At 66.6% G+C, this 25,720-nt stretch carries 19 protein-coding genes and 1 tRNA gene; 9 read left to right on the forward strand and 11 right to left on the reverse strand.

The genetic code is table 11. From position 1 onward, the window contains the following. Positions 1–5: 5 nt before the first annotated feature. A complete protein-coding gene (locus tag NJF35_RS18385) occupies positions 6–1,163 on the forward strand; it encodes an HPP family protein (protein WP_225790193.1) in 1,158 nt (385 codons plus the stop codon). Here NJF35_RS18385 and NJF35_RS18390 read toward each other — a convergent pair. Further along, positions 1,137–2,003: a LysR family transcriptional regulator gene (locus NJF35_RS18390; protein ID WP_225790194.1), complete on the reverse strand. Its 867-nt coding sequence runs from the start codon at positions 2,001–2,003 to the stop codon at positions 1,137–1,139. The two genes, NJF35_RS18385 and NJF35_RS18390, sit on opposite strands and share 27 nt — an antisense overlap. 178 nt (positions 2,004–2,181) lie before the next feature. On the opposite strand from NJF35_RS18390, the gene NJF35_RS18395 reads away from it, so the two are divergent. Next, a complete protein-coding gene (locus NJF35_RS18395) occupies positions 2,182–4,071 on the forward strand; it encodes a propionyl-CoA synthetase (RefSeq protein WP_253091355.1) in 1,890 nt (629 codons plus the stop codon). A gap of 47 nt (positions 4,072–4,118) precedes the next feature. On the opposite strand, the gene zapE is transcribed toward NJF35_RS18395, so the two are convergent. Continuing rightward, positions 4,119–5,192 (reverse strand): cell division protein ZapE, encoded by a 1,074-nt coding sequence (zapE, locus tag NJF35_RS18400; RefSeq protein WP_253091356.1) that lies wholly within the window; start codon positions 5,190–5,192, stop codon positions 4,119–4,121. A 166-nt stretch (positions 5,193–5,358) separates the two neighbouring features. Here zapE and NJF35_RS18405 point away from each other — a divergent pair, with 166 nt between their 5' ends. Further along, complete coding sequence (locus NJF35_RS18405; RefSeq protein WP_225790197.1) at positions 5,359–5,784, forward strand: DUF1810 domain-containing protein; 426 nt, start codon at positions 5,359–5,361, stop codon at positions 5,782–5,784. A gap of 6 nt (positions 5,785–5,790) precedes the next feature. Here the strand turns inward: NJF35_RS18405 and NJF35_RS18410 are convergent, their stop codons facing one another. Further along, a complete protein-coding gene (locus NJF35_RS18410; protein ID WP_225790198.1) occupies positions 5,791–6,033 on the reverse strand; it encodes a DUF465 domain-containing protein in 243 nt (80 codons plus the stop codon). 315 nt (positions 6,034–6,348) lie between these two features. Between NJF35_RS18410 and NJF35_RS18415 the strand changes: the two genes are divergently transcribed. After that, positions 6,349–6,423 (forward strand) — tRNA-Gln (locus tag NJF35_RS18415). A gap of 168 nt (positions 6,424–6,591) precedes the next feature. Here the strand turns inward: NJF35_RS18415 and NJF35_RS18420 are convergent. The 3 genes from NJF35_RS18420 to NJF35_RS18430 form a co-directional block, all read right to left on the reverse strand. Beyond that, the gene (locus tag NJF35_RS18420; protein WP_253091357.1) at positions 6,592–7,740 is read right to left on the reverse strand and encodes a M14-type cytosolic carboxypeptidase; all 1,149 of its coding nucleotides are present in this window, start codon (positions 7,738–7,740) and stop codon (positions 6,592–6,594) included. A 149-nt stretch (positions 7,741–7,889) separates the two neighbouring features. Further along, positions 7,890–8,405: a DUF4880 domain-containing protein gene (locus NJF35_RS18425; RefSeq protein ID WP_253091358.1), complete on the reverse strand. Its 516-nt coding sequence runs from the start codon at positions 8,403–8,405 to the stop codon at positions 7,890–7,892. 432 nt (positions 8,406–8,837) lie between these two features. Further along, positions 8,838–9,155, reverse strand: coding sequence for a hypothetical protein (locus NJF35_RS18430; protein WP_225790201.1), 318 nt, complete (start codon positions 9,153–9,155; stop codon positions 8,838–8,840). Positions 9,156–9,242: 87 nt separating this feature from the next. Here NJF35_RS18430 and NJF35_RS18435 point away from each other — a divergent pair, with 87 nt between their 5' ends. Further along, complete coding sequence (locus tag NJF35_RS18435) at positions 9,243–9,947, forward strand: XRE family transcriptional regulator (protein ID WP_253091359.1); 705 nt, start codon at positions 9,243–9,245, stop codon at positions 9,945–9,947. A gap of 80 nt (positions 9,948–10,027) precedes the next feature. Here the strand turns inward: NJF35_RS18435 and NJF35_RS18440 are convergent, their stop codons facing one another. The 4 genes from NJF35_RS18440 to NJF35_RS18455 form a co-directional block, all read right to left on the reverse strand. Continuing rightward, positions 10,028–11,980 carry an acetyl/propionyl/methylcrotonyl-CoA carboxylase subunit alpha gene (locus tag NJF35_RS18440; RefSeq protein ID WP_253091360.1) on the reverse strand — a complete coding sequence of 651 codons (1,953 nt, stop codon included), beginning with the start codon at positions 11,978–11,980 and terminating at the stop codon, positions 10,028–10,030. After that, complete coding sequence (locus tag NJF35_RS18445) at positions 11,977–12,789, reverse strand: gamma-carboxygeranoyl-CoA hydratase (RefSeq protein ID WP_253091361.1); 813 nt, start codon at positions 12,787–12,789, stop codon at positions 11,977–11,979. The genes NJF35_RS18440 and NJF35_RS18445 overlap by 4 nt, the downstream gene beginning before the upstream one ends. Before the next feature lie 3 nt (positions 12,790–12,792). Then, positions 12,793–14,400, reverse strand: coding sequence for a carboxyl transferase domain-containing protein (locus NJF35_RS18450; protein ID WP_253091362.1), 1,608 nt, complete (start codon positions 14,398–14,400; stop codon positions 12,793–12,795). A gap of 139 nt (positions 14,401–14,539) precedes the next feature. Further along, entirely contained in the window at positions 14,540–15,703 is a 1,164-nt protein-coding gene (locus NJF35_RS18455; RefSeq protein WP_253081422.1) for an isovaleryl-CoA dehydrogenase, read from the reverse strand. A 229-nt stretch (positions 15,704–15,932) separates the two neighbouring features. Between NJF35_RS18455 and NJF35_RS18460 the strand changes: the two genes are divergently transcribed. Next, positions 15,933–17,603, forward strand: a complete 1,671-nt coding sequence (locus tag NJF35_RS18460; RefSeq protein ID WP_225790207.1) for an AMP-binding protein — start codon at positions 15,933–15,935, stop codon at positions 17,601–17,603. A gap of 179 nt (positions 17,604–17,782) precedes the next feature. On the opposite strand, the gene NJF35_RS18465 is transcribed toward NJF35_RS18460, so the two are convergent. Then, a complete protein-coding gene (locus NJF35_RS18465) occupies positions 17,783–17,950 on the reverse strand; it encodes a hypothetical protein (protein WP_225790208.1) in 168 nt (55 codons plus the stop codon). Between the two features lie 136 nt (positions 17,951–18,086). Between NJF35_RS18465 and NJF35_RS18470 the strand changes: the two genes are divergently transcribed. From NJF35_RS18470 to glgB, 3 genes are all read left to right on the forward strand, one after another. Then, complete coding sequence (locus NJF35_RS18470) at positions 18,087–20,105, forward strand: alpha-1,4-glucan--maltose-1-phosphate maltosyltransferase (RefSeq protein WP_225790209.1); 2,019 nt, start codon at positions 18,087–18,089, stop codon at positions 20,103–20,105. A gap of 79 nt (positions 20,106–20,184) precedes the next feature. Then, positions 20,185–23,496 carry a maltose alpha-D-glucosyltransferase gene (gene treS / locus NJF35_RS18475; RefSeq protein WP_225790210.1) on the forward strand — a complete coding sequence of 1,104 codons (3,312 nt, stop codon included), beginning with the start codon at positions 20,185–20,187 and terminating at the stop codon, positions 23,494–23,496. Continuing rightward, complete coding sequence (glgB, locus tag NJF35_RS18480) at positions 23,497–25,707, forward strand: 1,4-alpha-glucan branching protein GlgB (protein WP_225790211.1); 2,211 nt, start codon at positions 23,497–23,499, stop codon at positions 25,705–25,707. The last annotated feature ends 13 nt before the right edge of the window (positions 25,708–25,720 follow it).

Raw genomic sequence — 25,720 nt, forward strand, 5'->3', positions numbered from 1 at the left:
CTTCGATGTCTGCCTCGCGTCCCGAAAGTCGTCTGCAGCGCCTGCTTCCGGCGCCCCTGAACATCCCTCCGAGAGAATGGCTGCGCGCCGGCACCGGTGCGCTGCTGGGCCTGTTTCTCGCCGGTTGGCTATGCAGCATGGCCTATGGCCCGTCCATCGCCCTGCACCTGCTCGGCCCCCTGGCGGCCTCGGCGGTGCTGGTGTTCGCCGTGCACTCCGGGCCGCTGGCCCAGCCCTGGCCGGTGCTGGGCAGCTACGCTATCGCCTGCGCGGTGGGCCTGGCCATGCGCCAGGGCTTCGGCGCCGAACTGTGGGTGGCCGGCGCCGCGCTGGGGCTGTCGATCCTGGTGATGTGCCTGCTGCGCTGCCTGCACCCGCCGGGCGGCGGGGTGGCGGTGAGCGCGGTGCTGGCGGATTCGGGGCTGGTGGCCCTGGGCGACCACCTGCTCGAACCGGTCTTGCTCAATGCACTGATCCTGGTCACGGTGGCGGTGCTCTACAACCGCCTTACCGGCGTGCGCTACCCCAAGGGCGCCTTGCCGCGCAAGGACCTGCACCACACCCACGACCCCTTGCCGAGCGAGCGGGTCGGGGTGAGCAGCGAAGACCTCGACCTGGCCCTGGAAGAGCTGGGCGAGTTCGTCGACGTGACCCGCGACGAACTCGAACGCATCATCCTGGCCACCGAGCAGCATGCCTTGCAGCGTAGCCTGGGCGGCATCACCGCCGCCTCGGTGATGTCCCGCGACGTGCAGTTCGCCTCGCCTGCGACGACCCTCGAGCAAGCCTGGGCAATGCTCTCCAGCCACCACCTCAAGACCCTGCCGGTGCTGGAAGGTGGCCGCCTGGTGGGTATCGTCAGCCTCAGCGACCTGGTCGGCCCGGCCATGGCCCGTGCGCGCTTCAGTTGGCGCGGCCTGTTCCGCCGCCAGGTGGTGCGCATGGAGCAGGTGATGAGCCGCCGGGTGATCAGCGTCAGCAGCCGGCATCCGCTGGATCGCCTGCTGCCGCTGCTCAGCGAGCAGGGCCTGCACTGCCTGCCGGTGCTCGACGGTGACACCTTGGTCGGCGTGATCACCCAGACCGACCTGATCGCCGGCCTCAAGCGGCACCTGCTCAATGCCGCCGCACAGCGCTCAGATAACCGGGTCCCAGCGCTGTGACCAATCGCTGTCGCCGGCTGCCACCAGCCGGCGCAGTACGCTGAAGGCCTGCTGCAGTGCCTCGCTGTCACGCTTGCGGGCGTAGACCAGGAAGGTCGGGTAGGTGAACTCCGGGGCCTGCGGCACCCGCTCGAATATGCCCCGCTCCAGGTAGGCCTGGACCACCCGCGTGCGGAAATAGCCGCTGCCGCCCTGGTCGAGGATGAACTGCAAGGCCAACGGCCCGAGGTTGAAACTCAGCGCCGGGCGTGCGCAGTCGGGCAGGGCGGCATCGTGCTGGCGGCGGAACGCCTCGCCCCAGTCGATGTAGATGTACGGCTCGGGTCGGTCGACCCGGCGCACGCGGATCAGCTTTTCTTCCATCAACTGCTCCACCTGCAGCCCCGGGCCGTAGGTCGGCTGGTACACCAGCGCGGCGTCGAGCAGGCCCATCTCCACCTTGCGCAGCAGCGACTCGCCATCGCTCACTTCGCTGCGGATGGCATGGCTGGGCAGTTCGTGGTGCAGCGCGCTGACCCAGTCGAGCATCATCGGGTTGCCCAGGCTCACCTCGCCACCCACGTGCAACACCTGCTGGCAGCCTTGGGGCAGTGGCAGGTCGCGGCGTGCGGCTTCCCAGGTCTGCACCAGTTGGTTGGCGTAGGTGACGAACGCCTCGCCGTCGCTGGTCAGGCTGGCACCGTTGCGGCTGCGCACGAACAACTGGCAGCCGAGCTGTTGCTCCAGGCGCTGGACCCGTGCGGTGATGGCCGTCTGTGACACGAACAGGCGTTCGGCGGCGGCGACCAGGCTGCCGCAACGCACGATTTCCAGAAAGGTACGGGCCTGATCGATATCCATTGAAGCGGCTCTGTGGCTGACGGGGAGCCCTATTCTAGGCCTTTGCACCGTAATGGGGCGACTGCCTCGTGCAATCTTGCATATCGGTTGCGACTTAAGTCCGATGGCGAGCGTAGGGTGCCGGTCCATACTCAGGGTTCGCCCTTCAATAACAACAAGTACCGGGTTGCAAATCGACATGAGCTACCAGCACAGCTACGCCCGTTCCATCGCCGACCCCGCCGCCTTCTGGGCCGAGCAGGCCGACCGCCTGGCCTGGCACCGCAAACCCTCGCTGACCCTGCAGGACAACCCCGACGGCACCCATCGCTGGTTCGCCGATGGCCGCCTGAACAGTTGCTACCTGGCCCTTGACCACCAGATCGAGCAGGGCCGGGGCGAGCAGCTCGCACTGATCTACGACTCGCCCGTGACCGGCGTGCAGCAAACCTTCACCTACCAGCAACTGCACGACGAGGTGGCACGCCTGGCCGGCCTGCTGCGCCAGTTGGGCGTGGGCAAGGGCGACGGGGTGATCATCTACATGCCCATGGTGCCCCAGGCGGCCATGGCCATGCTCGCCTGCGCACGGATCGGCGCGGTGCATTCGGTGGTGTTCGGAGGCTTCGCCGCCAACGAACTGGCCCTGCGTATCGACGATGCCCGGCCGAGCCTGCTGCTGACGGCCTCCTGCGGCCTGGAGTTCGACCGGGTGATCGAGTACAAGCCGCTGGTCGACCGCGCCTTGCAACTGGCTCGCCATCAGCCGCGCCATGTGCTGGTGCTGCAGCGGCCCCAGGCGCGTGCCACGCTGCAACCGGGCCGTGACCTGGACTGGTACGAGGCGCTGGCCAGCGCCGAGCCGGTGGCACCGGTGGAGCTGGAGGCCGGTGACCCGCTGTACATCATGTACACCTCCGGGACCACCGGAAAGCCCAAGGGCATCGTGCGCGAGAACGGCGGCAACGCGGTCGCCCTGTGCTATGCCATGCGGCATATCTACGGCATGCAGGCCGGGGACGTGTGGTGGGGGATCTCCGACGTGGGCTGGGTGGTCGGCCATTCGCTGATCGTCTATGGCCCCTTGATGTGCGGTTGCACCACGGTGTTCTACGAAGGCAAGCCGATCCGCACCCCGGATGCCTCGGCCTACTGGCGGGTGGTGGAGCAGTACAAGGTCAATGGCCTGTTCTGCGCGCCCACCGCCATGCGTGCGATCCGCAAGGAAGACCCGGACGGCGAACTGATCCGCCGCCATGATCTGGCCTCGCTGCGCCAGTTGTTCCTGGCCGGGGAGAAGCTCGACTCCAGCACCCACGAATGGCTGGAGCGGGTCAGCGGCAAGCCGGTGCACGACCACTGGTGGCAGACCGAGACCGGTTGGCCGGTCACCGCGCCCTGCGTGGGCCTGCAAGGCAGCGCGGCGCGACCGGGCTCGAGCAACCGTGCGGTGCCGGGTTACCACGTCCAGGTGCTGGACGATGACGGCCGGCCCCTGGGGCCGAACCAGCAGGGCGCCATCGTCATCGCCCTGCCATTGCCGCCCGGTTGCAGCCAGACCCTCTGGGGTGACCACGAGCGTTACTTGCAGGCCTACCTGCGCACGTACCCGGGTTACTACCACACGGGCGATGGCGGCTACCTGGACGACGAAGGTTTCGTCTACATCATGGGGCGCACCGACGACGTGATAAACGTCTCCGGCCATCGCCTGTCCACGGGCGAGATGGAAGACCTGGTGGCACGGCATCCGGCAGTGGCCGAGTGCGCGGTGATCGGTGTGCACGACGAGATCAAGGGGCAGGTGCCGCTGGCGCTGGTGGTGCTCAAGGACGGCGAGGGCATCGCCGAGCAGCAGTTGCAGGCAGAACTGGTGGCCAGCGTGCGTGAGCAGATCGGTGCCCTGGCGTGTTTCAGTCGGGTGCGCCTGGTCAAGCGGCTGCCCAAGACCCGTTCCGGGAAGATCCTGCGGGCGGTGCTGCGCAAGATCGCCGACGGGCAGGACTACGTGCCGCCCTCGACCCTGGATGATCCGGCGGTGCTGGGGGAAATCGAGGGAGTACTGGCGGACCTGCCCAGGGCTGGCTGATCGGTCAGGGCTTTCAACATTCGGGGGCTGCAAAGCAGCCCCAGCATTCACCCCGGCCCAACCTGATGCAACTGCCCCAGCCGGCTGCGTGTGCGCATCAGGTCGGCGATCGCCCCGCCCAGGCTGTGCGCCAAGGCCCGTCGCCCGATCACGGTCACTGCCTTGTCCTGGTCGTAGAGCACATCCACCAGGTTGACGAACCGCTGCTGCGCCGCCAGCGAACACTCGGCCAGGTCGTCCAGCCCCTCGATGATCCAGCGGTCATAACGGTTGGCGAGCTCCAGGTAGTCGATCACCGCCGTGGGTCGTTCGCACAGGTCGTCGAAGGTGAACATCACCTGCCGTCCCTCGCTGTACAACGCACGCAGGCTGCGCTTGTTCACCTCCAGCATGACCGGCTGCGCGGCCGGCACCGCCAGTGCCTGGCGCTGTTCGGTATCGCCCGGCCAGAGGTAATGCCCACGGGTGAAGCGCTGGTACGCGCGGTTGGTCGGCAGGCTGCGAAAGTCCGTGTCGCCCGCCACCTCCAGCACCTGCATGCGCTGGTTGATCAGGCGGATCACCGGCAGGAACCGCTCGTGGTACAGCGGGTTGGGCAGCAACCCCTCGGGCGCGTAGTTGGATGTCACCAGCAGGAACACCCCGCGGTCGAACAGGGCATTGAACAGCCGGGTGAGCAACATGGCATCGCCGATGTCATGCACGTGGAATTCGTCGAAGCACAGCACCCGGCAGTCGTCCAGCAGCTCGGTGAGGGTCGTGCCCAGGGCGTCGTCCAGCGCCCGGTGGCGGTGCATGCCCTGGTGCAGGCGGGCGAAGAAGTCATGGAAATGCAGGCGGCGCTTGGCCTGCACGGGCACGGCCTGGAAGAACCCATCGAGCAGCCAGCTCTTGCCGCGCCCGACCGAACCATGCAGGTAGAGGCTGCGGGCCTGGCCATGTTCCAGCACCGCCAACTGCCGGGCCATGCACTGGATCACCTGGCGCTGCCCGTCGCTGAGCGTGTAGCCGCAGCTGACGGCCTTGTCCTGGAACAACGCCAGCAGTGCGTTGCCGGCGGGCGATGCCTTGTCGAGGCGCCGGCGCAGGTGACGTAGTGGTGTGGGAATCCAGGCGGGCAAGACGAAGGCTCCTCGGGGCGGATGGCAGGGTAGGGGGCAGCTTGCGCGAGCCGGGGCATTTTGATCAATCGAGAATGTGCCGGGCAATCATCGTGAAAGGCGATCGGTCCCTTCGCCCTGGCTACACTGGAAGGCTGGAACATTCCACCCGCATCGGGAGGCCTGTATGAGCGATCCCTACCACCTGGCCCGCTTCGTCGAAGCCCAGGACCCGGTGATCGACCGGGTGCTGCAGGAACTGCAGGCCGGTCGCAAGGCCAGCCACTGGATGTGGTTCGTCTTCCCCCAACTCGATGGCCTCGGCCGCAGCGCCATGGCCGAGCGCTACGCCCTCTCAGGTGTCGACGAGGCCCGTGCCTACCTGCGCCATCCCGTGCTGGGGCCGCGCCTGGAGGCCTGCGTCAATGCGCTGATGCAGCACTGCGACAAGAGCGCCCGGCAGATCCTCGGCAGCCCCGATGATCTCAAGCTGCGCTCGTGCCTGACCCTGTTCGCCCAGGTCGACCCAAGTAACCCGCTGTTCCAGTTGGCCCTGGTGCAGTTCTACCAGGGCGAGCCCGACGCGCTCACGCTCGGGCTGCTCGGCCAGTGACGGCGGTCAGGCCTTGCGTTCGAGCTGGCGCTCGATCATGTACTTCACCGCCAGGCGTCGTTCCTTGAGACGATGCAGGTCATCGTCGGTGACATTGCCCGCCGAGATCGACTCGGCCGCCAGAACCTGGTTGTCGATGTCCACGTATTCGTCCAGCAGGCGGTCCAGCTCCTTGTCCTGCTGGCGGCGCTGCTGGACGATCTCGCGAGGGTAGTGCAGGTCTTGGTAGAGGTCATGGGAAACTGGCATGGGGCCCTCCTTGTGATGCGCAGGCATTGCTTACCTGATTGGAATGGGCGATCGGGCTGGTGTTGAAGCGAGGCGGGGAAAAAACGACGGGCGGTCATGCCGTTGTCTTAGGAACGGGGGGCTTCTGGCGCAGGTAACCTTACATACCTGCAGCACGGACACTAAGTTTCTGTTTTCAGGCAATTTTTTTCACGCTGGGGGTTCCCAGCCGAAAAGAATGTTGCTAAAGTGCCGCGCATTCCAGCACAGCGCCCCCGCGGCGTTGTCAGCGAACAGTCTGAGCGACGGTGCCCAGGCACTGCTCGCATCCGATACAGGGGCGTCGCCAAGCGGTAAGGCAGCAGGTTTTGATCCTGCCATGCGTTGGTTCGAATCCAGCCGCCCCTGCCATTTTTTCTTTTCTATTTATCTTCCCAGGCCGCGATCGAAGGCCAGCATCCACGTCATCGCTTGCCGTTCAGGGCTCACGAATCCTGTGTGCCGCAAGAGTCCTTGTGGACGCTTCAGTATAGGGCTGGCGCCATGCCCATTGGGGCTGCAAGGCAGCCCCAATGCCCCTCAGCGCAGGTCCCCGACCATCTTCGCCAAGGTTTCCAATACCGCCCCAGCCAACGCCTTCGAGCGCTCCCCCGACCAGCCGGTCATGGCGTTGGGCGCATCGTCATGGTCCTTGAACGGCATCTCCAGGGTCAGCGACAGGCAGTCGTACGCCTGCCCCACGGCATTGCAGGCCAGGGTCATGTTGGCCTGGCCCGGTTCGTCGCGGGGGTAGCCATGGGTGGTCTGGAAGTCTGGCGTGACGCTGCACAGCATCGTGCGAAACTGCTGCTCCAGTTGCGCCAGGCGCGGCGTATAGCCCGGGTTGCCTTCGCAGGCCGCCGTGAACACATGGGGGATTTCCTCATCCCCATGCACGTCGATGAACGCATCCACCCCATACTGCTTCATCTGTGCCTGGGCGAAGAACACCTCCGGGCTCGAGTCGACACTGGCGTCCTGCCAGGCGCGGTTGAGGTCCTTGCCCTTGAAGTTGGTGCGCAGGTGGCCGAGGAAGGCGCCGTCGGGGTTCATGTTGGGGATCAGGTACAGGTCGGCCTTGGCCAGCAGTTGCCGGACGGACGCCTCGTTGGCCTGCAGGCAATCGATCACGCCTTCCATGAACCACTCGGCCATGTGCTCGCCCGGGTGCTGCTGGGCGATCAGCCACAGCTTGCGTTTGCCCGCCGCACCGTCGCCGGCGCGCAGCAGGGGAATGTCGCGGCCCTGCACGCTGCGCCCACTGGCCAGCAGTTCGACGCCGGGGATCTGCCGGGCGCGCTCGATCAACTGGTTGTGGCGGGCGCGAGGGTAGGGCTCGAAGTAGGCGAACCAGATCTGCTCCTGCTCGGCCTTCACTTCGAAGACCAGCGCCTTGCCATCGAACTGGCTGGGTACGCGGAACCAGGTCTGCTGGTCGTAGGAGGCCACGGCGTTGTAGCCGCTCCAGGCGTTCTTGTAGGAAGACTCGGAAGCGTTGTCCAGGCTGAAGCGATGGACCTGCCCCCGCGTGAGGCCGCTGACCTTGAAGTGGAACCACTGGAAGTGGCCGCTGTGGGTGTCGGGGCGGATGGCCAGGTGGACCTGGGCCGGGTTGCTGGCATCCAGCACCTGGATGTTGCCGGAATCGAAATCGCAGTCGATGTGCAGCGGGGACAGCGTCACGGTCATTGCCTGGCTCCTGTGGCTTTTGTTGTGGGGGTACTGTACACCGCTGGGTGGGTCGCTGCGTTGCGAATGACGCCTCTGGTTATGCTGTTGGATTTCTGGGGCGCGAAGCGGCCCCAATCGAGTTGACTGTCAGCGCTGGAGGTGAGGGCTCAGGCCAAGTACCCGAACATCAGGAGGGCCACAATCCCCAACCCGATCGCAATCGAGCAGCCGCCCAACGAAAGCGCCGCACGCCCTTGCTGGTACCAGCCGTCATGCCCCAACTGCCGTGCTGGGGCCAGCAGGCTGCGCCAGCGCAGCTCGGTCTCGTGGAAGGCTTCCCGGTGTGCGGGGTCGGCATCCAGCCAGCGGCGGAAGTCGATGCGTTCGCTGGCAGTGACCTGCGGGTTTTGCAGGCGCACATACCAATGCCCGGCCACGCAGGCCAGGGCATCGCCAGGCGCATGGGTGGTCTGCAGCGCCTGGTTCATGTGGCGTTCGATGGCCAGCAGGGGCAGGTCGAGGCGTTCGGCGATAGCGGCGAAATCCAACTGGTCGAGGCGGTTGAGCAGGAACACCTGCTGCACTCGACGCGGCAGGCGCTTCAGGCCGTGGAGCAGGGCATCCTCGGAAGACGCCTGGTCGGCATCGGTGGCATGACCGAGGGGCAGCAGCAGACGGGTCATGGACGGCTCCTTGCGCGAAAGGGGTGGGGGAGGGGGCATCTTCCCTGATGCGCAAACAGCTTAATCTTAACGAGATTGATTCTCAAGTGCTAATTGTGCAAAACGTTGTAACACCCGTTCACGAAATGACACACCTTTGCTATCATCGCGGCCATTCAAACGGTACCCGGTCTTCATTAGCCTGAAGAGCCCCAAAAAAAATGACCCGGCAAAAAGCCGGGTCAAAAACCGTGATTAGCCTGATGAGGAGATAATCTGAGAGCGACCTAAGCTCCAGGTTATCCAGCGGATCTCGCGATCAGCTGAGTGCAATAATAATCGTTATCATTTGCCAGTCAAATGAATTTTCAGTAATCCGGTAAAAAAGTTTTTCCGGTGCACCCCCGTCCCCGGCAATTGGGGCCTTTGCCGTTCGTCGGCCTCACGTGTTGTCTACTCTCCCCCCACCTGTACCGATTGCTTGTGCTCCAGCAGCGCCCTGGCCATGTTCATCATGTGCATCAGCGCGAACAGGATCTCCCGCGTCATGCCCTGGGGCTGGTGGGTGGCCGTCTCGTGGGCGGTGGCGGCGGCGCAGCGCAGCAAGGCGACGGCATGGTCGTGGGCCTGCTCGGAGGAAACGCCGTCGTGCAGGGTCCAGATGCGGTTGTCCAGGCTGGGGCGGGACGGTGGTGGATTGAGGTAGTAGTCGAGGGCGCGGCGGGCCGCTTCGCTGTCGAGATCTGTTTCGTCTTTTTTCGGTGGTTTCATCCTGATACCTGCGAAGGCCAATGGAAAAAGGTCCAGGCTGAAGTTAATACTTTTAGTATTCGATGTCTCGATGAGAAATAATACTGAATGTTTATTGAGCCCCCGAAGGCAGTCCGTATCGTGCCAGCGATGAATATGGATAAATGGATTGCCCTCGTCCGTGACCGGATCGAGGAGCTCGATATCTCCCAGGAGCAGCTCGCCGAGCGCGTTGGGGTTTCCCAGGGCAGCGTGGGCCATTGGCTACGCAAACGGCGCCAGCCGAGGGTCGATTCGATGAACCGGGTGTTCGTCGAGCTCGGCATGCCCCATTACCAGGTCCGCCTGCAGCTGCGGGTGCTGGGGCAGGTTGGCGAAGACAGCGCCCTTTACGAGGTGGATGACGACGACGATGTCGACCTGATGAAATACATCGTGTGCTTTCGTTATCCGGTACTGGGCTGGGATGAGCTGGATGCGCCGATGCCCGAGCAAGGCACTGTCTTCGAGCAGACCGATTATTTCGCCCAGGGCAAGGCGTTCTGGCTGACGGTCGAGAACGACGCCATGAGTGCCGCCAGCGGCCGCAGCGTGCCCCAGGGCATGCGCATCCTGGTGGACCCGGGGGTGGCGGCGGAGCCGGGGCGCCTGGTGATCGCTCGCCAGCCTGGCAAGCCGGCGATCTTCCGGGAGCTGGCCGAGGAGGGTGGGCAGCAGTACCTCAAGGCGTTGAACAGCAGCTATCCGGCGTTGGTGTGTGAGGAGGGCTGCGAGTTCCTGGGGGTTGTCGTGCGGGTGCACGGGGTGCTCTAGGGCTTCGGCGAGCTGCCATCGCTCAGTCGAGCGGCATCGGGGCTGCTTTGCAGCCCCGAAATGGCAGTTGAACGGTCAGCTCATTCCAACAGCTCGACCAGCACCGCTCCCTCGTTGACCATATCCCCTTCCTGGCAGAACAGCGCCTTCACCGTCCCGCCATGGGGCGCACGAATGCTGTGTTCCATCTTCATCGCCTCCAGCACCACCAGCGCGGTGCCGGCCTCCACGGCCTGGCCCGGCGCGACCAGCACGCGCACGATACTGCCGTTCATGGGCGCGCCCAGGCCGCCCTGATGGCTGTGGCTGGCCTCGGCCTCGGCGATCGGGTCGAAGGCGGCGACGGCATGCATTTCCCCCTCCCATTGCAGGAACAGGGTGCCGCCACGGCGAATCGCCAGGTGGCGCTGGCGCACGCCGTCCAGGTCATGGCACAACTGCTCGCCTTCCAGGCGCAGGGTCGATGCCGCCGTGCGCTCCAGGGCCACGGCTTGCGCATGGCCGCCGCTCACCAGGTGCAGGCTGCTGCGCGCCGGCAGGCCCAGGCGCAAGCCCGCGCGGCTGGCCCAGGGCGAAGTCGGGTCATCATCGCGCCGGGGCGTGGGGCTGCCCTGCAGCCAGGCCTCGGCGGCAGCCTGCCAGAACGCCGCCGGTAGCGCCTGGGCAGGCGGCAGCAGCTCGGCCTGGTGGCGCGGGATGAAGCCGGTGTCCAGCTCGGCCGCGGCGAAGGCCGGGTGGGCCAGGATACGGCGCAGGAAACCGATGTTGGTCTTCACCCCGCCGATGGCGAATTCATCGAGCATGGCCAAAAGGCGCAGGCGCGCCTGCTCACGGTCCTCGCCCCAGGCGATCAGCTTGCCCAGCATCGGGTCGTAGAACGGCGAGACGCTGTCGCCCTCGCTGACCCCGCTGTCTACCCGTCGTCCCTCGCCAGGCGTCGACTCGCGATACAGCGCCAGGGTGCCGGTGGCCGGCAGGAACTCGTTGGCCGGGTCTTCGGCGTACAGCCGCACCTCGATGGCATGGCCGACCAGCGGTACCTGCGCCTGGCTGATCGGCAAGGGATCGCCGCAGGCGACGCGGATCTGCCAGGCCACCAGGTCCAGCCCGGTGATGGCCTCGGTGACCGGGTGCTCCACCTGCAGGCGGGTGTTCATCTCCATGAAGAAGAACTCGCCACGGGCATCGAGCAAGAACTCCACGGTGCCCGCGCCGACATAACCGATGGCCTGGGCCGCGCGCACCGCCGCCTCGCCCATGGCCTTGCGCAGCTCGGCGGTCAGGCCCGGGGCAGGGGCCTCCTCGACCACCTTCTGGTGGCGGCGCTGGATCGAGCAGTCGCGCTCGTTGAGGTACAGGCAGTTGCCGTGCTGGTCGGCGAACACCTGGATCTCCACATGGCGCGGCTTGAGCACGTACTTCTCCACCAGCATGCGCGCATCGCCGAACGACGACTGCGCTTCACGCTGTGCCGAGGCCAGGGCGTCGGCCAGCTGGCTTTCCTCCTCGACCACCTTCATGCCCTTGCCGCCGCCACCGGCGCTGGCCTTGAGCAGCACTGGGTAGCCGATGCGTTCGGCGGCGGCGCGGAAGGTCTCCAGGTCCTGGGCCTGGCCGTGGTAGCCGGGCACCAGCGGCACGCCGGCGCTTTCCATCAGGGCCTTGGCCGCCGACTTGCTGCCCATGGCGTCGATGGCGCTGGCCGGGGGGCCGAGGAAGATCAGCCCGGCCTGTTCGACGGCACGGGCGAAGCCGGCGTTCTCCGAGAGGAAGCCGTAGCCGGGGTGGATGGCCTGGGCACCGCTGGCCTTGGCCGCGGCCAGCAGCTTGTCGATGTCCAGGTAGCTCTCGGCCGCCTTGGTGCCGCCCAGGTCGACACGGATGTCGGCCTCGCGGCTGTGCCGGGCGTCGCGGTCGGTGGCACTGTGCACCGCGACCGTGGTCAGGCCCATGGCCTTGGCGGTGCGCATGACCCGGCAGGCGATCTCGCCGCGGTTGGCGACCAGCAGGGTGGTCAGCGTGGGATGGCTCATGGGCGTGGGTCCTTATCCAGGGTTTGCCAGGCGGGGCGGCGTTTTTCCAGGAAGGCGCGCAGGCCCTCCTGGCCTTCGGCGCTGACGCGGATGCGGGCGATGCTGTTCTCGCAGTAGCGGCGCAGAGCGGGGCTCAGTTCACCGTCATCCACTTCGCGCAGCAGGTCCTTGGTGGCGCGCAGGGCCTGGGGGCTGTTCTGCAGCAGGTTGTCCACCCAGGCCTCGACCTGGGCGTCCAGGTCGCTGGCCGGGTACACCTCGGCCAGCAGGCCCAGCTCACGGGCGCGCACGCCGCTGAAGCGCTCGGCGGTCAGGGCGTAGCGGCGGGCGGCGCGCTCGCCGATGGCCTTGACCACGAACGGGCTGATCACCGCCGGGGCCAGGCCGATGCGTACCTCCGACAGGCACAGTTGCGCATCCTCGGCGCCGATGGCCATGTCGCAGCAACTGATCAGGCCCAGGGCACCGCCGAAGGCCGCACCCTGCACCACGGCCAGGGTCGGTACCTTCAGGCGATGCAGGCTGTACATCAGCTCGCCCAGTTCATGGGCGTCGTCCAGGTTGGTGTTGAAGTCCAGCTGCGCCGACTGCTGCATCCACGCCAGGTCGGCGCCGGCGCTGAAGTGCCGGCCACGACCGCGCAGCAGGACGAAGCGCAGGCTGGCGTCCTCGGCGAGCCGGTCGATGGCCACGATCAGCTCGCGGATCATCTGCGCATTGAAGGCGTTGTTCTTGTCTTCCCGGCTCAGCCACAGGGTGGCGAAGCCACGGGGATCGCGGATCAACTCGAGGGTTGTGAAATCGCTCATGGGTCACATCCGGAAAATGCCGAAGCGGCTCTGTTCGATCGGGGCGTTCAGCGCGGCGGACAGCGCCAGGCCGAGCACGTCGCGGGTCTGCGCCGGGTCGATGACGCCGTCGTCCCACAGCCTTGCGCTGGAATAGTAGGGGTGGCCCTGGCGCTCGTACTGGTCGAGGATCGGCTGCTTGAGCCTGGCCTCGTCCTCGGGGCTGAAGGCCAGGCCTGCGCGCTCGCTCTGCTCGCGCTTGACCTGGGCCAGCACGCCCGCCGCCTGTTCGGCGCCCATCACGCCGATCCGCGCGTTGGGCCACATCCACAAAAAGCGCGGGTCGTAGGCGCGGCCGCACATGCCGTAGTTGCCGGCACCGAAGCTGCCGCCGATGATCACCGTGAACTTCGGCACCTGGGCGCAGGCCACTGCGGTCACCAGCTTGGCGCCGTGCTTGGCGATGCCGCCTTCCTCGTACTTCTTGCCGACCATGAAGCCGGTGATGTTCTGCAGGAACAGCAGCGGGATGCCGCGCTGGCAGGCCAGTTCGATGAAGTGCGCGCCTTTTTGCGCCGCCTCGGCGAAGAGGATGCCATTGTTGGCCAGGATCGCCACCGGGTAGCCGTGCAGGTGGGCGAAGCCGCACACCAGGGTGGTGCCGAACAGCGCCTTGAACTCGTCGAACACCGAGCCATCGACCAGGCGTGCGATCACCTCGCGCACGTCGAACGGTTGCTTGGCGTCGGCCGGCACCACGCCGTACAGCTCCTGAGCGTCGTAGAGCGGGGCGACCGGCGCCTGGCACTGCAGCTTGCCGAGCTTGTGCCAGTTGAGGTTGGCCACGCAGCGCCGGGCCAGGGCCAGGGCGTGCTCGTCGTTGTCGGCATAGTGGTCGGCCACGCCGCTGGTGCGGCAGTGCACATCGGCGCCGCCGAGGTCCTCGGCGCTGACCACTTCACCGGTGGCGGCCTTCACCAAAGGCGGCCCGGCGAGGAAGATGGTCGCCTGCTGGCGCACCATGATCGCTTCGTCGGCCATGGCCGGCACATAGGCGCCACCGGCGGTGCACGAGCCCATGACCACGGCGATCTGCGGGATACCCAGGGCGCTCATGTTGGCCTGATTGAAGAAGATCCGCCCGAAGTGTTCGCGGTCGGGGAAGACTTCGTCCTGGCGCGGCAGGTTGGCGCCACCGGAGTCCACCAGGTAGAGGCAGGGCAGGCGGTTCTGCAGGGCGATGGCCTGTGCGCGCAGGTGTTTCTTCACCGTCAGCGGGTAGTAGGAGCCGCCCTTCACCGTGGCGTCGTTGGCCACGATCATGCATTCGACCCCCTCGACCCGGCCGATGCCGGCGATCACCCCGGCGGCGGGCACGTCCTCGCCGTATACCTCATGGGCGGCGAGCTGGCCGATCTCGAGGAACGGCGAGCCCGGGTCGAGCAGGCGGTCGATACGCTCGCGCGGCAGCAGCTTGCCACGCGAGGTGTGCCGCTCCTGGGCCTTGGGCCCGCCGCCCTGGCTGACCTGGGCGAGCAGGGTGCGCAGCGCTTGCACCTGGGCCGCCATGGCGGCCGCGTTCTGCACGAATTCCGGCGATCTTGGGTTTAACTGTGACTTCAGAATCATCATTGCTCCCGGCGCAGCTCGCTTTCAGCTCCAAGCATCAAGCTGCAAGCTGATCTGTGTTGTAGTGACGAACGCGTATCTCCAGCACGCCACGAACTGCTCTTTCTTGCAGCTTGAAGCTTGCAGCTCGGCATGCCCCCCGTCAGCGCGTTTCGTTGAAAAGCTCGCGGCCGATGAGCATCCGGCGGATCTCACTGGTGCCCGCGCCGATTTCGTACAGCTTGGCGTCGCGCAGCAGGCGGCCGGCCGGGAACTCATTGATGTAGCCGTTGCCGCCGAGGATCTGGATCGCCTCCAGGGCCATCTGGGTGGCGCGCTCGGCGGTGTAGAGGATCACCCCGGCGGCGTCCTTGCGGGTGGTCTCGCCACGGTCGCAGGCCTGGGCCACGGCATACAGGTAGGCGCGGCTGGCGTTGAGCTGGGTGTACATGTCGGCGATCTTGCCCTGGATCAGCTGGAACTCGCCGATGCTCTGGCCGAACTGCTTGCGGTCGTGGATGTAGGGCACTACCAGGTCCATGCACGCCTGCATGATCCCGGTCGGGCCGCCGGAGAGCACCACGCGCTCGTAGTCCAGGCCGCTCATCAGCACGCGCACGCCGCCGTTGAGCTGGCCGAGGATGTTTTCCTCGGGCACCTCGACGCCGTCGAAGAACAGCTCGCAGGTGTTGGAGCCACGCATGCCCAGCTTGTCGAACTTGTTGCTGCGCGAGAAGCCTTTCCAGTCACGCTCGACGATGAACGCGGTGATGCCGTGCGGGCCCTTGTCCAGGTCGGTCTTGGCATAGATCACGTAGGTGTTGGCGTCCGGGCCGTTGGTGATCCAGGTCTTGCTGCCGTTGAGCACGTAGTGGTCGCCGCGTTTCTCGGCGCGCAGCTTCATCGACACCACGTCGGAGCCGGCGTTGGGCTCGCTCATGGCCAGGGCGCCGATGTGCTCGCCGCTGATCAGCTTGGGCAGGTACTTCTGCTTCTGTTCGTGGCTGCCGTTGCGGTTGATCTGGTTGACGCACAGGTTGGAGTGGGCGCCGTAGGACAGGGCCACCGAGGCCGAGCCGCGGCTGATCTCCTCCATCGACACCACATGGGCCAGGTAACCCAGGCCGGCACCGCCGTATTCTTCAGGCACGGTGATACCCAGCAGGCCCATGTCGCCGAACTTGCGCCACATGTCGGCGGGGAACAGGTTGTCCTGGTCGATCTGCGCGGCGCGCGGGGCCAGTTCGGCGGCGACGAAGGTGCGCACCTGGTCGCGGAGCATGTCGATGGTTTCGCCCAGGGCGAAGTTCAGGGTGGGGTAATGCATGCGGGGGCACCTTCTTGTTCTTGAAATGGGTAACACCGTAGCTCATGGCTGTTTCACGGCGAGCCTGTGCGAGGCCATGGCAGGGTGTCGTTTTTCACCTTTACGTTAACGTAAACCTGGCGTTGGGTGCTGTCAATCGACTCATGACCTTTACGTTAACGTAAATCTGCGCCAGAGTAGCCATCGCTTGCTTCAGTCATGCCCAGAACAACCACAAGAAGGGATATCCATGAGTCAACCAAGCTACACCCGTGGGCGCCAGGACCGGCCCCTGCTGACCCAGACCATCGGCCAGGCCTTCGACGCCACCGTGGCCCGCTGCCAGGACCGCGAGGCCCTGGTGGCCCGGCACCAGGGGCTGCGCTACAGCTGGCGGCAATTGGCCGCGCAAGTCGATCGCCACGCCAGGGCGCTCATGGCCCTGGGCGTGCAGGTCGGCGACCGGGTCGGCATCTGGTCGCCCAACTGCGCCCAGTGGTGCATCCTGCAACTGGCCAGCGCCAAGGTCGGCGCGATCCTGGTCAACATCAACCCGGCCTACCGGGTGGGCGAGTTGGAATACGTGTTGCGCCAGTCAGGCTGCAGTTGGCTGGTTTGCGCCGATGTCTTCAAGACCTCCGACTACCACGCCATGCTCCTGGAGCTGGTGCCCGAACTGGCCGCCCCGTCGCCGGGCCGCCTCGCCAGCGAGCGCCTGCCGGACCTGCAGGGCGTCATCAGCCTGGCGGCCAACCCACCGGCCGGCTTCCTGCCCTGGGCGCGCCTGGCCGAGCGGGCCGGGCAGATCGACCTGCAGGCCTATGCCGCGCGCCAGCGCAGCCTGCAGTTCGACCAGCCGGTGAACATCCAGTACACCTCCGGCACCACGGGCGCGCCCAAGGGGGTGACGCTCAGCCACTACAACATCCTCAACAATGGCTACATGGTCGGCCAGAGCCTGGGCCTGGGCGACACCGACCGCATGGTGATCCCGGTGCCGCTGTACCACTGCTTCGGCATGGTCATGGCCAACCTCGGCTGCGTCACCCATGGTTGCACCATGATCTACCCCAACGACGCCTTCGACCCGGCCTTGACCTTGCGCGCGGTGGCTGAGGAGCGCGCCAGCATCCTCTACGGCGTGCCGACCATGTTCATCGCCATGCTCGACCACCCAGGCCGGGCCGAGCTGGACCTGTCCAGCCTGCGCAGCGGTATCATGGCCGGCGCCACCTGCCCGATCGAGGTGATGCGCCGGGTCATCGACCAGTTGCACATGGCCCAGGTGCAGATCGCCTATGGCATGACCGAGACCAGCCCGGTATCGCTACAGACCGGCCCGGACGATGAGCTGGAGTTGCGCGTGACCACCGTCGGGCGTACCCAGCCGCAGTTGGAGACCAAGCTGGTGGACGAGCACGGCAACATCGTCGCCCGTGGCGAGATCGGCGAGCTGTGCACCCGCGGCTACAGCGTGATGCTCGGCTACTGGAACAACCCCCAGGCCACCGAGGAAGCCATCGACCCGGCCGGCTGGATGCATTCGGGCGACCTGGCAGTGATGGACGAGCAGGGCTACGTGCGCATCGTCGGGCGCAACAAGGACATGATCATCAGGGGCGGCGAGAACATCTACCCGCGCGAGCTGGAGGAGTTCTTCTACACCCATCCGGCGGTGGCCGACGCCCAGGTGATCGGCATTCCCTGCAGCCGCTATGGCGAGGAGATCGTCGCCTGGATCAAGCTGCACCCCGGGCACAGCACCAGCGCCGAGGCGCTGCAAGCGTGGTGCAAGGCACGCATCGCCCATTTCAAGGTGCCGCGGCACTACCGCTTCGTCGAGGCGTTCCCGATGACCGTGACCGGGAAGGTGCAGAAGTTCCGGATGCGCGAGATCAGCATCGCCGAGATCGCACTGTAGTTTTTGCCGTTCAACTGTATTTGGGGCCGCTTCGCGGCCCCAGATGCCCCATAGGATCCAAGTCGATCCCCCCATCATGCAGCGCCCAGGCCCCTGCGGGAGCGGGCTTGCCCGCGAATGGCCCCAGGCGGCACCCCCAAAGCCACGGCCAGCCACCCTGGGCCGGTCATGATCCTTGTCTATCCTTTGCCTTTGACCGGCGGCTCCTCGCTCGGCGGGTCCCCCACCGGAGGCGGCACGGTCGGCTCGATCGGCGGATCGTCCGGCTCTTGCTCCGGCACCGGTGGCGGCAGGGTGGGGTCGTCGACGTTGGGATCGGGCGCCTCTGGCGCAATGGGTATGCTCATGGCCTGGCCTCGCAGGATGAATGAAGTGCTGTCGCAGGCTTTGACCGGGCCCTGTGCCATTCGCTCATTTTTTTGAACCCCCGCCGCCCCGACGGCTCTGAACCCTTACCGCCACAGCAAAAGGGAGCAAGGTTCGATGTCTGGTAACGAGCCCTTCGAAAGCGTGCCCATGGCCAACGACCATCCGGACCAGGCCATCAGCCTGTCCCAGGCGCTGCTGGCGCCGCGCATCGTGATCGAGGACACCCTGCCCGTGCTCGACGCCGGCACCTTCGCGGCCAAGGCCGTGCGCGGCCAGCCGGTGGAGGTGAGCAGCAAGGTCTACAGCGACGGCCACGACCGCCTGGCGGTGACCCTGCACTGGCGCCAGGCCCACAGCCGGCGCTGGCACTGCGTGGCGATGCACTCCCCGGGCAACGACCTGTGGCTGGCGCACTTCACCCCCACCGAGCTGGGCCCGCACCTGTTCAGCATCGAAGCCTGGATCGACCCCTTCGCCACCTACTGCCACGACCTGGAGAAGAAATACCACGCCGGCGTCGAGGTCAGGCTGGAGCTGGAGGAGGGCCGGCTGTTGCTGGGCCAGGGCGCCGAGCGCAGCCAGGGCCCGTTGCGCGAGCAGCTCGAACAGTTGCAGCAGCGCCTGTCGACGCTGGCAGCGGACGACCAGGTGGCGCTGTTGCTGCACCCCGACACCGCCGCGCTGATGATCGCGGCCGAACACCGCAGCTACCTGACCCGCAGCGCCGAGTTCCCCGTGGACGTGGACCGTGAGCGCGCCCTGTTCGCCAGCTGGTACGAGCTGTTTCCCCGCTCGGTCACCGATGATCCCCAGCGCCACGGCACCTTCGACGACGTGCACCAGCGCCTGCCGATGATCCGCGACATGGGCTTCGACGTGCTGTACTTCCCCCCCATCCACCCTATCGGCATGAAGCACCGCAAGGGCCGCAACAACGCCTTGCGGGCCGAGCCGGGCGACCCGGGCAGCCCCTATGCGATCGGCAGCCCGGAGGGTGGCCACGACGCCATCCACCCACAACTGGGCAGCCGCGAGGATTTTCGCCGGCTGGTGGCCGCCGCCACCGAGCACGGCCTGGAGATCGCCCTGGACTTCGCCATCCAGTGCTCCCAGGACCACCCCTGGCTGACCGAGCATCCCGGCTGGTTCAGCTGGCGCCCCGACGGCACCATCCGCTACGCCGAGAACCCGCCGAAGAAGTACCAGGACATCGTCAACGTCGACTTCTACGCCGCCGATGCCGTGCCCTCCCTGTGGCTGGCCCTGCGCGACGTGGTGGTCGGCTGGGTCGAGGAGGGCGTGCGGACCTTCCGTGTCGACAACCCGCACACCAAGCCGCTGCCGTTCTGGCAGTGGCTGATCGCCAATGTGCGCAGCCGCTACCCGGACGTGATCTTCCTCGCCGAGGCCTTCACTCGCCCGGCGATGATGGCGCGCCTGGGCAAGGTCGGCTATGCGCAGAGCTACACCTACTTCACCTGGCGCAACACCAAGCAGGAACTGCGCGAGTACTTCGAGGAACTCAACCAGCCGCCGTGGCGCCACTGCTACCGGCCGAACTTCTTCGTCAACACGCCGGACATCAACCCCTATTTCCTGCAGACCAGCGGCCGTGCAGGCTTCCTGATCCGCGCCGCCCTGGCCACCATGGGCTCGGGGCTGTGGGGCATGTACTCGGGCTTTGAACTGTGCGAGGGCACGCCGCTGCCAGGCAAGGAGGAGTACCTGGACTCGGAGAAGTACGAGATCCGTCCGCGCGACTTCACCCAGCCGGGCAACATCGTCGCCGAGATCGCCCAGCTCAACCGCATCCGCCGGCAGAACCGTGCCCTGCAGACCCACCTGGGGGTGGCGTTCTACAACTGCTGGAACGACAACATCCTGTACTTCGGCAAGCGCACGCCCGAGCGCGACAACTTCATCCTGGTGGCCGTGAGCCTCGATCCGCACAATGCCCAGGAAGCGCACTTCGAACTGCCCCTCTGGGAGCTGGGCCTGGACGACGGCGCCGATACCCTCGGCGAGGACCTGATGAACGGCCACCGCTGGACCTGGCACGGCAAGACCCAATGGATGCGCATCGAGCCCTGGCACCTGCCATTCGGCATCTGGCGCATCGAGCGGGCAAGTTAGGCGAAGAATCGGGGGCCGCGAAGCGCCCCATCGCCGGCAACACCGTCGCAAGCTGAACCCGAACAGAAAGGAGTCGCACATGGCCAAGCGTTCCCGCCCGGCAGCCTTCATCGACGACCCGCTGTGGTACAAGGACGCGGTGATCTACCAACTGCACGTGAAGTCGTTCTACGACTCGAACAACGACGGCATCGGCGATTTCGCCGGGCTGATCGGCAAGCTCGACTACATCGCCGACCTGGGCGTCAACACCCTCTGGCTGCTGCCGTTCTATCCTTCGCCACGGCGCGACGACGGCTACGACATCGCCGAGTACAAGGCCGTGCACCCGGACTACGGCAGCATGGCCGATGCCCGCCGTTTCATCGCCGAGGCGCACAAGCGCGGGCTGCGGGTGATCACCGAGCTGGTCATCAACCACACCTCCGACCAGCACCCCTGGTTCCAGCGCGCCCGCTGTGCCAAGCGCGGCAGCAAGGCACGGGACTTCTACGTGTGGTCGGACGACGACCAGAAGTACGACGGCACGCGGATCATCTTCCTCGATACCGAGAAGTCCAACTGGACCTGGGACCCGGTCGCCGGCCAATACTTCTGGCACCGTTTCTATTCCCACCAGCCGGACCTGAACTTCGACAACCCCCAGGTGCTGAAGGCGGTGATCGGGGTCATGCGCTTCTGGCTCGACCTGGGTGTCGACGGCCTGCGCCTGGACGCGATCCCCTACCTCATCGAGCGCGACGGCACCAACAACGAGAACCTGCCCGAGACCCACGAGGTACTCAAGGCGATCCGCGCCGAGATCGACGCCAACTACCCCGACCGCATGCTGCTGGCCGAGGCCAACCAGTGGCCCGAGGACACCCGGCCGTACTTCGGCGAGGGCGACGGCAACGAGTGCCACATGGCCTTCCACTTCCCGCTGATGCCGCGCATGTACATGGCCCTGGCGATGGAGGACCGCTTCCCGATCACCGACATCCTGCGCCAGACCCCGGAGATCCCCGCCAACTGCCAGTGGGCGATCTTCCTGCGCAACCACGACGAGCTCACGCTGGAGATGGTCACCGACCGCGAGCGCGACTACCTGTGGAACTACTACGCCGAGGACCGCCGCGCACGCATCAACCTGGGCATCCGCCGGCGCCTGGCGCCGCTGCTGCAGCGTGACCGTCGGCGCATCGAGCTGCTCACCAGCCTGCTGCTGTCCATGCCCGGCACGCCGACGCTGTATTACGGCGACGAGCTGGGCATGGGCGACAACATCTACCTGGGCGACCGCGACGGCGTGCGTACCCCCATGCAGTGGTCGCCCGACCGCAACGGCGGTTTCTCTCGCGCCGACCCCCAGCGCCTGGTGCTGCCGCCGATCATGGACCCGCTGTACGGTTACCAGACGGTCAACGTCGAGGCCCAATCCCACGACCCGCACTCGCTGCTCAACTGGAACCGCCGCCTGCTGGCGGTGCGCAAGCAGCAGAAGGCCTTCGGCCGTGGCAGCATGAAGATGCTCACCCCGAGCAACCGGCGCATTCTCGCCTATGTACGCGAGTACACCGATGCCGAGGGCAACAACGAAATCGTCCTGTGCGTGGCCAACGTTTCCCGCGCCGCCCAGGCCGCGGAGCTGGAGCTGTCCCAGTATGCCGACAAGGTGCCGGTGGAAATGCTCGGCGGCAGCGCCTTCCCGCCCATCGGCCAGTTGCCGTTCCTGCTCACGCTGCCGCCCTATGGCTTCTACTGGTTCCTCCTGGCCTCGCGCGATCGCATGCCCAGCTGGCACATCGAGCCGACCGAGGGCCTGCCGGAGCTGACCACCCTGGTGCTGCGCAAGCGCATGGAGGAGTTGCTCGAGGCGCCCTCCAGCGACACCCTGCAAACGACCATCCTGCCCCAGTACCTGCCCAAGCGGCGCTGGTTCGCCGGCAAGGAAGGGCCGATCGACCAGGTGCGCCTGAGCTACGGCGTACGCCTGGCCACGGCGGCCAGCCCGGTGCTGCTCAGCGAACTGCAGGTGCACAGCGACGGCGTGGTCGATCACTACCAACTGCCTTTCGGCCTGCTGCCGGAGGAGCAGATCAACAGCGCCTTGCCGCAGCAACTGGCGCTGTCTCGGGTACGCCGGGGCCGCCAGGTGGGGCTGATCACCGACGCCTTCGTCCTCGAGCCGTTCATCCGTGCCGTGCTGCGTGCCTGCCAGGAGCGCACCCGGCTGCCGAGCGATGCGGGCGAGCTGCGTTTCGAGTGCACCGAACAACTGGCCGAGCTGGCGCTGGACGAGGACAGCGAAGTGCGCTACCTGAGCGCCGAGCAATCCAACAGCTCGGTGGTGGTGGGTGGGCGCCTGGTGCTCAAGCTGATCCGCCGGGTCAACCCCGGCATTCACCCGGAACTGGAGATGAGCACCTACCTGACCGCGGCCGGCTTCGCCAACATCTCGCCGTTGCTGGGGTGGGTCAGCCGGGTCGACGAGCAGCAGCAACCGCACTTGCTGATGATCGCCCAGGGCTACCTGGACAACCAGGGCGATGCCTGGGCATGGACCCAGAACACCCTGGAGCGGGCGATCCGCGACGAGATGGAGCCGACGACCGTCGAGCCGGAGGCGCACACCGACGCCCTGGCCGAACTCACCGGCTTCGCCGCCTTGCTCGGCCAGCGCCTGGGCGAGATGCACCTGCTGCTGGCCGCGCCCAGCGACGACGAAGCCTTCCAGCCACGGCCCAGCTTGGCCGCAGACAGCGAGCGCTGGAGCCGGCAGATCAGCGCCGAGCTGGCGCATGCCCTGGACCTGCTGGCCCAGCACCGCGACAGCCTCGACAGCGAAAGCCAGGCCCTGGTCGACGACCTGCAGCAACAGCGCGCGGGCCTCGCCCAGCACATCGACACCCTGGCCCACCAGGCCCAAGGTGGCCTGCTGATGCGCGTGCACGGCGACCTGCACCTGGGCCAGGTGCTGGTGGTGCAGGGCGATGCCTACCTGATCGACTTCGAAGGGGAGCCGGCACGTCCGCTAGAGGAGCGCCGGGCCAGGCACAGCCCGTACAAGGATGTCAGCGGCGTGCTGCGTTCCTTCGACTATGCTGCTGCGATGATCCTGCGCAGCGCCTCGGCGGTGGACTTGTCCGACGCCGCGCGTCAGGCCCGGCAGCGGGTCGCCCGGCAGTACCTGCACCAGGCGCGCCATGCCTTCGTCGAAGCCTATGGCCTGGCCACCGCCGCCATGCCCCACGCCTGGCAGCAGGCCGAGGGCGAACGCGCCGCGCTGGAGCTGTTCTGCCTGGAAAAAGCCGCCTACGAAATCACCTACGAAGCCGAGAACCGGCCAAGCTGGCTGGCCGTGCCCTTGCATGGCCTGCATGGACTGATCAGTACCTGGGGAGAGCCATAGATGAATGCAACCACGCGTGAAAACGGCGGCCTTCGGCAACGGGACCTCGACGCCCTGGCCCGCGCCGAGCACGCCGATCCCTTTGCCGTGCTGGGGCCGCACGCCGATGGTGCGGGCGGCCTGTTCGTTCGCGCCTTCCTGCCCAACGCGCTGAGCGCGCGAGTGCTGGCGCGCCATGATGGACGCGTGCTGGCCGAAATGGTGCAGGGCAGCCTGCCGGGCCTGTTCACCGCGCATCTGGACGAAGCCCATCCCTACCTGCTGCAGATCGGCTGGGCCGGCGGCGAGCAGATCACCGAAGACCCCTACAGCTTCGGCCCGCAGTTGGGCGAGATGGACTTGTACCTGTTCGCCGAAGGCAACCACCGCGACCTGTCCGGCCGCTTCGGCGCCCAGCCCACCCAGGCCGACGGTATCGACGGGGTGTGCTTCTCGGTCTGGGCACCGAATGCCCGGCGGGTCTCGGTGGTCGGCGACTTCAACAACTGGGACGGCCGTCGCCACCCCATGCGCCTGCGCCACGATGCCGGGGTATGGGAGCTGTTCGTGCCGCGCCTGGGCATCGGCGAGGCCTACAAGTTCGAAGTACTCGGCCAGGGCGGCGTGCTGCCGCTCAAGGCCGACCCGCTGGCCCGCGCCACCGAGCTGCCGCCGAGCACGGCCTCCAGGGTGGCCGGCGCGCTGCGCCACGCTTGGCGCGACGACGGCTGGATGGCCCAGCGCGCCCAGCGCCATGCCTACAACGCGCCGCTGGCGATCTACGAGCTGCATGCCGGCTCCTGGCGCTGCGAGCTGGACGACAGCGGCGAGATCGCCCGTTTCTACGACTGGCGCGAGCTGGCCGAACGCCTGGTGCCCTACGTGCAGGACCTGGGCTTCACCCATATCGAGCTGATGCCGATCATGGAGCACCCGTTCGGCGGCTCCTGGGGCTACCAGCCGCTGTCGCTGTTCGCGCCCACCTCACGCTACGGCAGCGCGGAGGATTTCGCCGCGTTCGTCGACGCCTGCCACCAGGGTGGCATCGGCGTGATCCTCGACTGGGTACCGGCGCATTTCCCCACCGACGAGCATGGCCTGGCGCGTTTCGACGGCACTGCCCTGTACGAGTACGACAACCCTCTGGAGGGCTTTCACCAGGACTGGAACACACTGATCTACAACCTTGGCCGCAACGAGGTGCGCGGCTTCATGCTGGCCTCGGCGCTGCACTGGCTCAAGCACTTCCACATCGATGGCCTGCGCGTCGATGCGGTGGCCTCGATGCTCTACCGCGACTACTCGCGCAAGGCCGGCGAGTGGGTGCCCAACCGCCATGGCGGGCGCGAGAATCTCGAGGCCATCGACTTCATCCGCCAACTCAACACCGTGGCCGCCCACGAGGCCCCAGGGGCGCTGATCATCGCCGAGGAGTCCACCGCCTGGCCCGGCGTCAGCCAGCCGGTGCAGCAGGGCGGCCTGGGCTTCGCCTACAAGTGGAACATGGGCTGGATGCACGACACTCTGCACTACATCCAGAACGACCCGGTGCACCGCGCCTATCACCACAACGAAATGAGCTTCGGGCTGATCTATGCCTATTCCGAGCACTTCATCCTGCCGATTTCCCACGACGAAGTGGTGCACGGCAAGCACTCGCTGATCGACAAGATGCCGGGCGATCGCTGGCAGAAGTTCGCCAACCTGCGCGCCTACCTGGCCTTCATGTGGACCCACCCGGGCAAGAAGCTGCTGTTCATGGGCTGCGAGTTCGGCCAGTGGCGCGAGTGGAACCACGACCACCAGCTGGATTGGTACCTGCTGCAGTATTCCGAGCACCAGGGCGTGCAGCGCCTGGTGAGCGACCTCAACCGCCTGTACCGCGAGCAGCCGGCCCTGCACGAGCAGGACTGCCAGCCCCAGGGCTTCCAGTGGCTGATCGGCGACGATGCGCGCAACAGCGTATACGCCTGGTTGCGCTGGAGCGCCGACGGCGAGCCGTTGCTGGTGGTGGCCAACTTCACCCCCGTGCCGCGGGAGGGGTATCGCATCGGCGTGCCGTTCGGCGAGCGCTGGGCGGAGTTGCTCAACAGCGATGCCGAGCTGTATGCCGGGTCGAATGTGGGGAACCTGGGGGCGGTGGCCAGCGAGCCGTTGCCCAGCCATGGACAGCCGTTGTCGCTGGCGCTGAATCTGCCGCCGTTGGGCGTGCTGGTGATGAAACCGGCCTGACACCACCGGTGTA

The sequence above is a fragment of the Pseudomonas guariconensis genome, assembly GCF_024127895.1.
Classification (GTDB): domain Bacteria; phylum Pseudomonadota; class Gammaproteobacteria; order Pseudomonadales; family Pseudomonadaceae; genus Aquipseudomonas; species Aquipseudomonas guariconensis_B.

Excerpts from the sequence above, each read along its gene's own strand:
- NJF35_RS18385 (WP_225790193.1), top strand. The coding sequence starts at position 6 with ATGTCTGCCTCGCGTCCCGAAAGTCGTCTGCAGCGCCTGCTTCCGGCG.
- NJF35_RS18390 (WP_225790194.1), bottom strand. The coding sequence starts at position 2,003 with ATGGATATCGATCAGGCCCGTACCTTTCTGGAAATCGTGCGTTGCGGC.
- NJF35_RS18395 (WP_253091355.1), top strand. The coding sequence starts at position 2,182 with ATGAGCTACCAGCACAGCTACGCCCGTTCCATCGCCGACCCCGCCGCC.
- NJF35_RS18405 (WP_225790197.1), top strand. The coding sequence starts at position 5,359 with ATGAGCGATCCCTACCACCTGGCCCGCTTCGTCGAAGCCCAGGACCCG.
- NJF35_RS18410 (WP_225790198.1), bottom strand. The coding sequence starts at position 6,033 with ATGCCAGTTTCCCATGACCTCTACCAAGACCTGCACTACCCTCGCGAG.
- NJF35_RS18420 (WP_253091357.1), bottom strand. The coding sequence starts at position 7,740 with ATGACCGTGACGCTGTCCCCGCTGCACATCGACTGCGATTTCGATTCC.
- NJF35_RS18425 (WP_253091358.1), bottom strand. The coding sequence starts at position 8,405 with ATGACCCGTCTGCTGCTGCCCCTCGGTCATGCCACCGATGCCGACCAG.
- NJF35_RS18430 (WP_225790201.1), bottom strand. The coding sequence starts at position 9,155 with ATGAAACCACCGAAAAAAGACGAAACAGATCTCGACAGCGAAGCGGCC.
- NJF35_RS18435 (WP_253091359.1), top strand. The coding sequence starts at position 9,243 with ATGTTTATTGAGCCCCCGAAGGCAGTCCGTATCGTGCCAGCGATGAAT.
- NJF35_RS18440 (WP_253091360.1), bottom strand. The coding sequence starts at position 11,980 with ATGAGCCATCCCACGCTGACCACCCTGCTGGTCGCCAACCGCGGCGAG.
- NJF35_RS18445 (WP_253091361.1), bottom strand. The coding sequence starts at position 12,789 with ATGAGCGATTTCACAACCCTCGAGTTGATCCGCGATCCCCGTGGCTTC.
- NJF35_RS18450 (WP_253091362.1), bottom strand. The coding sequence starts at position 14,400 with ATGATGATTCTGAAGTCACAGTTAAACCCAAGATCGCCGGAATTCGTG.
- NJF35_RS18455 (WP_253081422.1), bottom strand. The coding sequence starts at position 15,703 with ATGCATTACCCCACCCTGAACTTCGCCCTGGGCGAAACCATCGACATG.
- NJF35_RS18460 (WP_225790207.1), top strand. The coding sequence starts at position 15,933 with ATGAGTCAACCAAGCTACACCCGTGGGCGCCAGGACCGGCCCCTGCTG.
- NJF35_RS18465 (WP_225790208.1), bottom strand. The coding sequence starts at position 17,950 with ATGAGCATACCCATTGCGCCAGAGGCGCCCGATCCCAACGTCGACGAC.
- NJF35_RS18470 (WP_225790209.1), top strand. The coding sequence starts at position 18,087 with ATGTCTGGTAACGAGCCCTTCGAAAGCGTGCCCATGGCCAACGACCAT.
- treS (WP_225790210.1), top strand. The coding sequence starts at position 20,185 with ATGGCCAAGCGTTCCCGCCCGGCAGCCTTCATCGACGACCCGCTGTGG.
- glgB (WP_225790211.1), top strand. The coding sequence starts at position 23,497 with ATGAATGCAACCACGCGTGAAAACGGCGGCCTTCGGCAACGGGACCTC.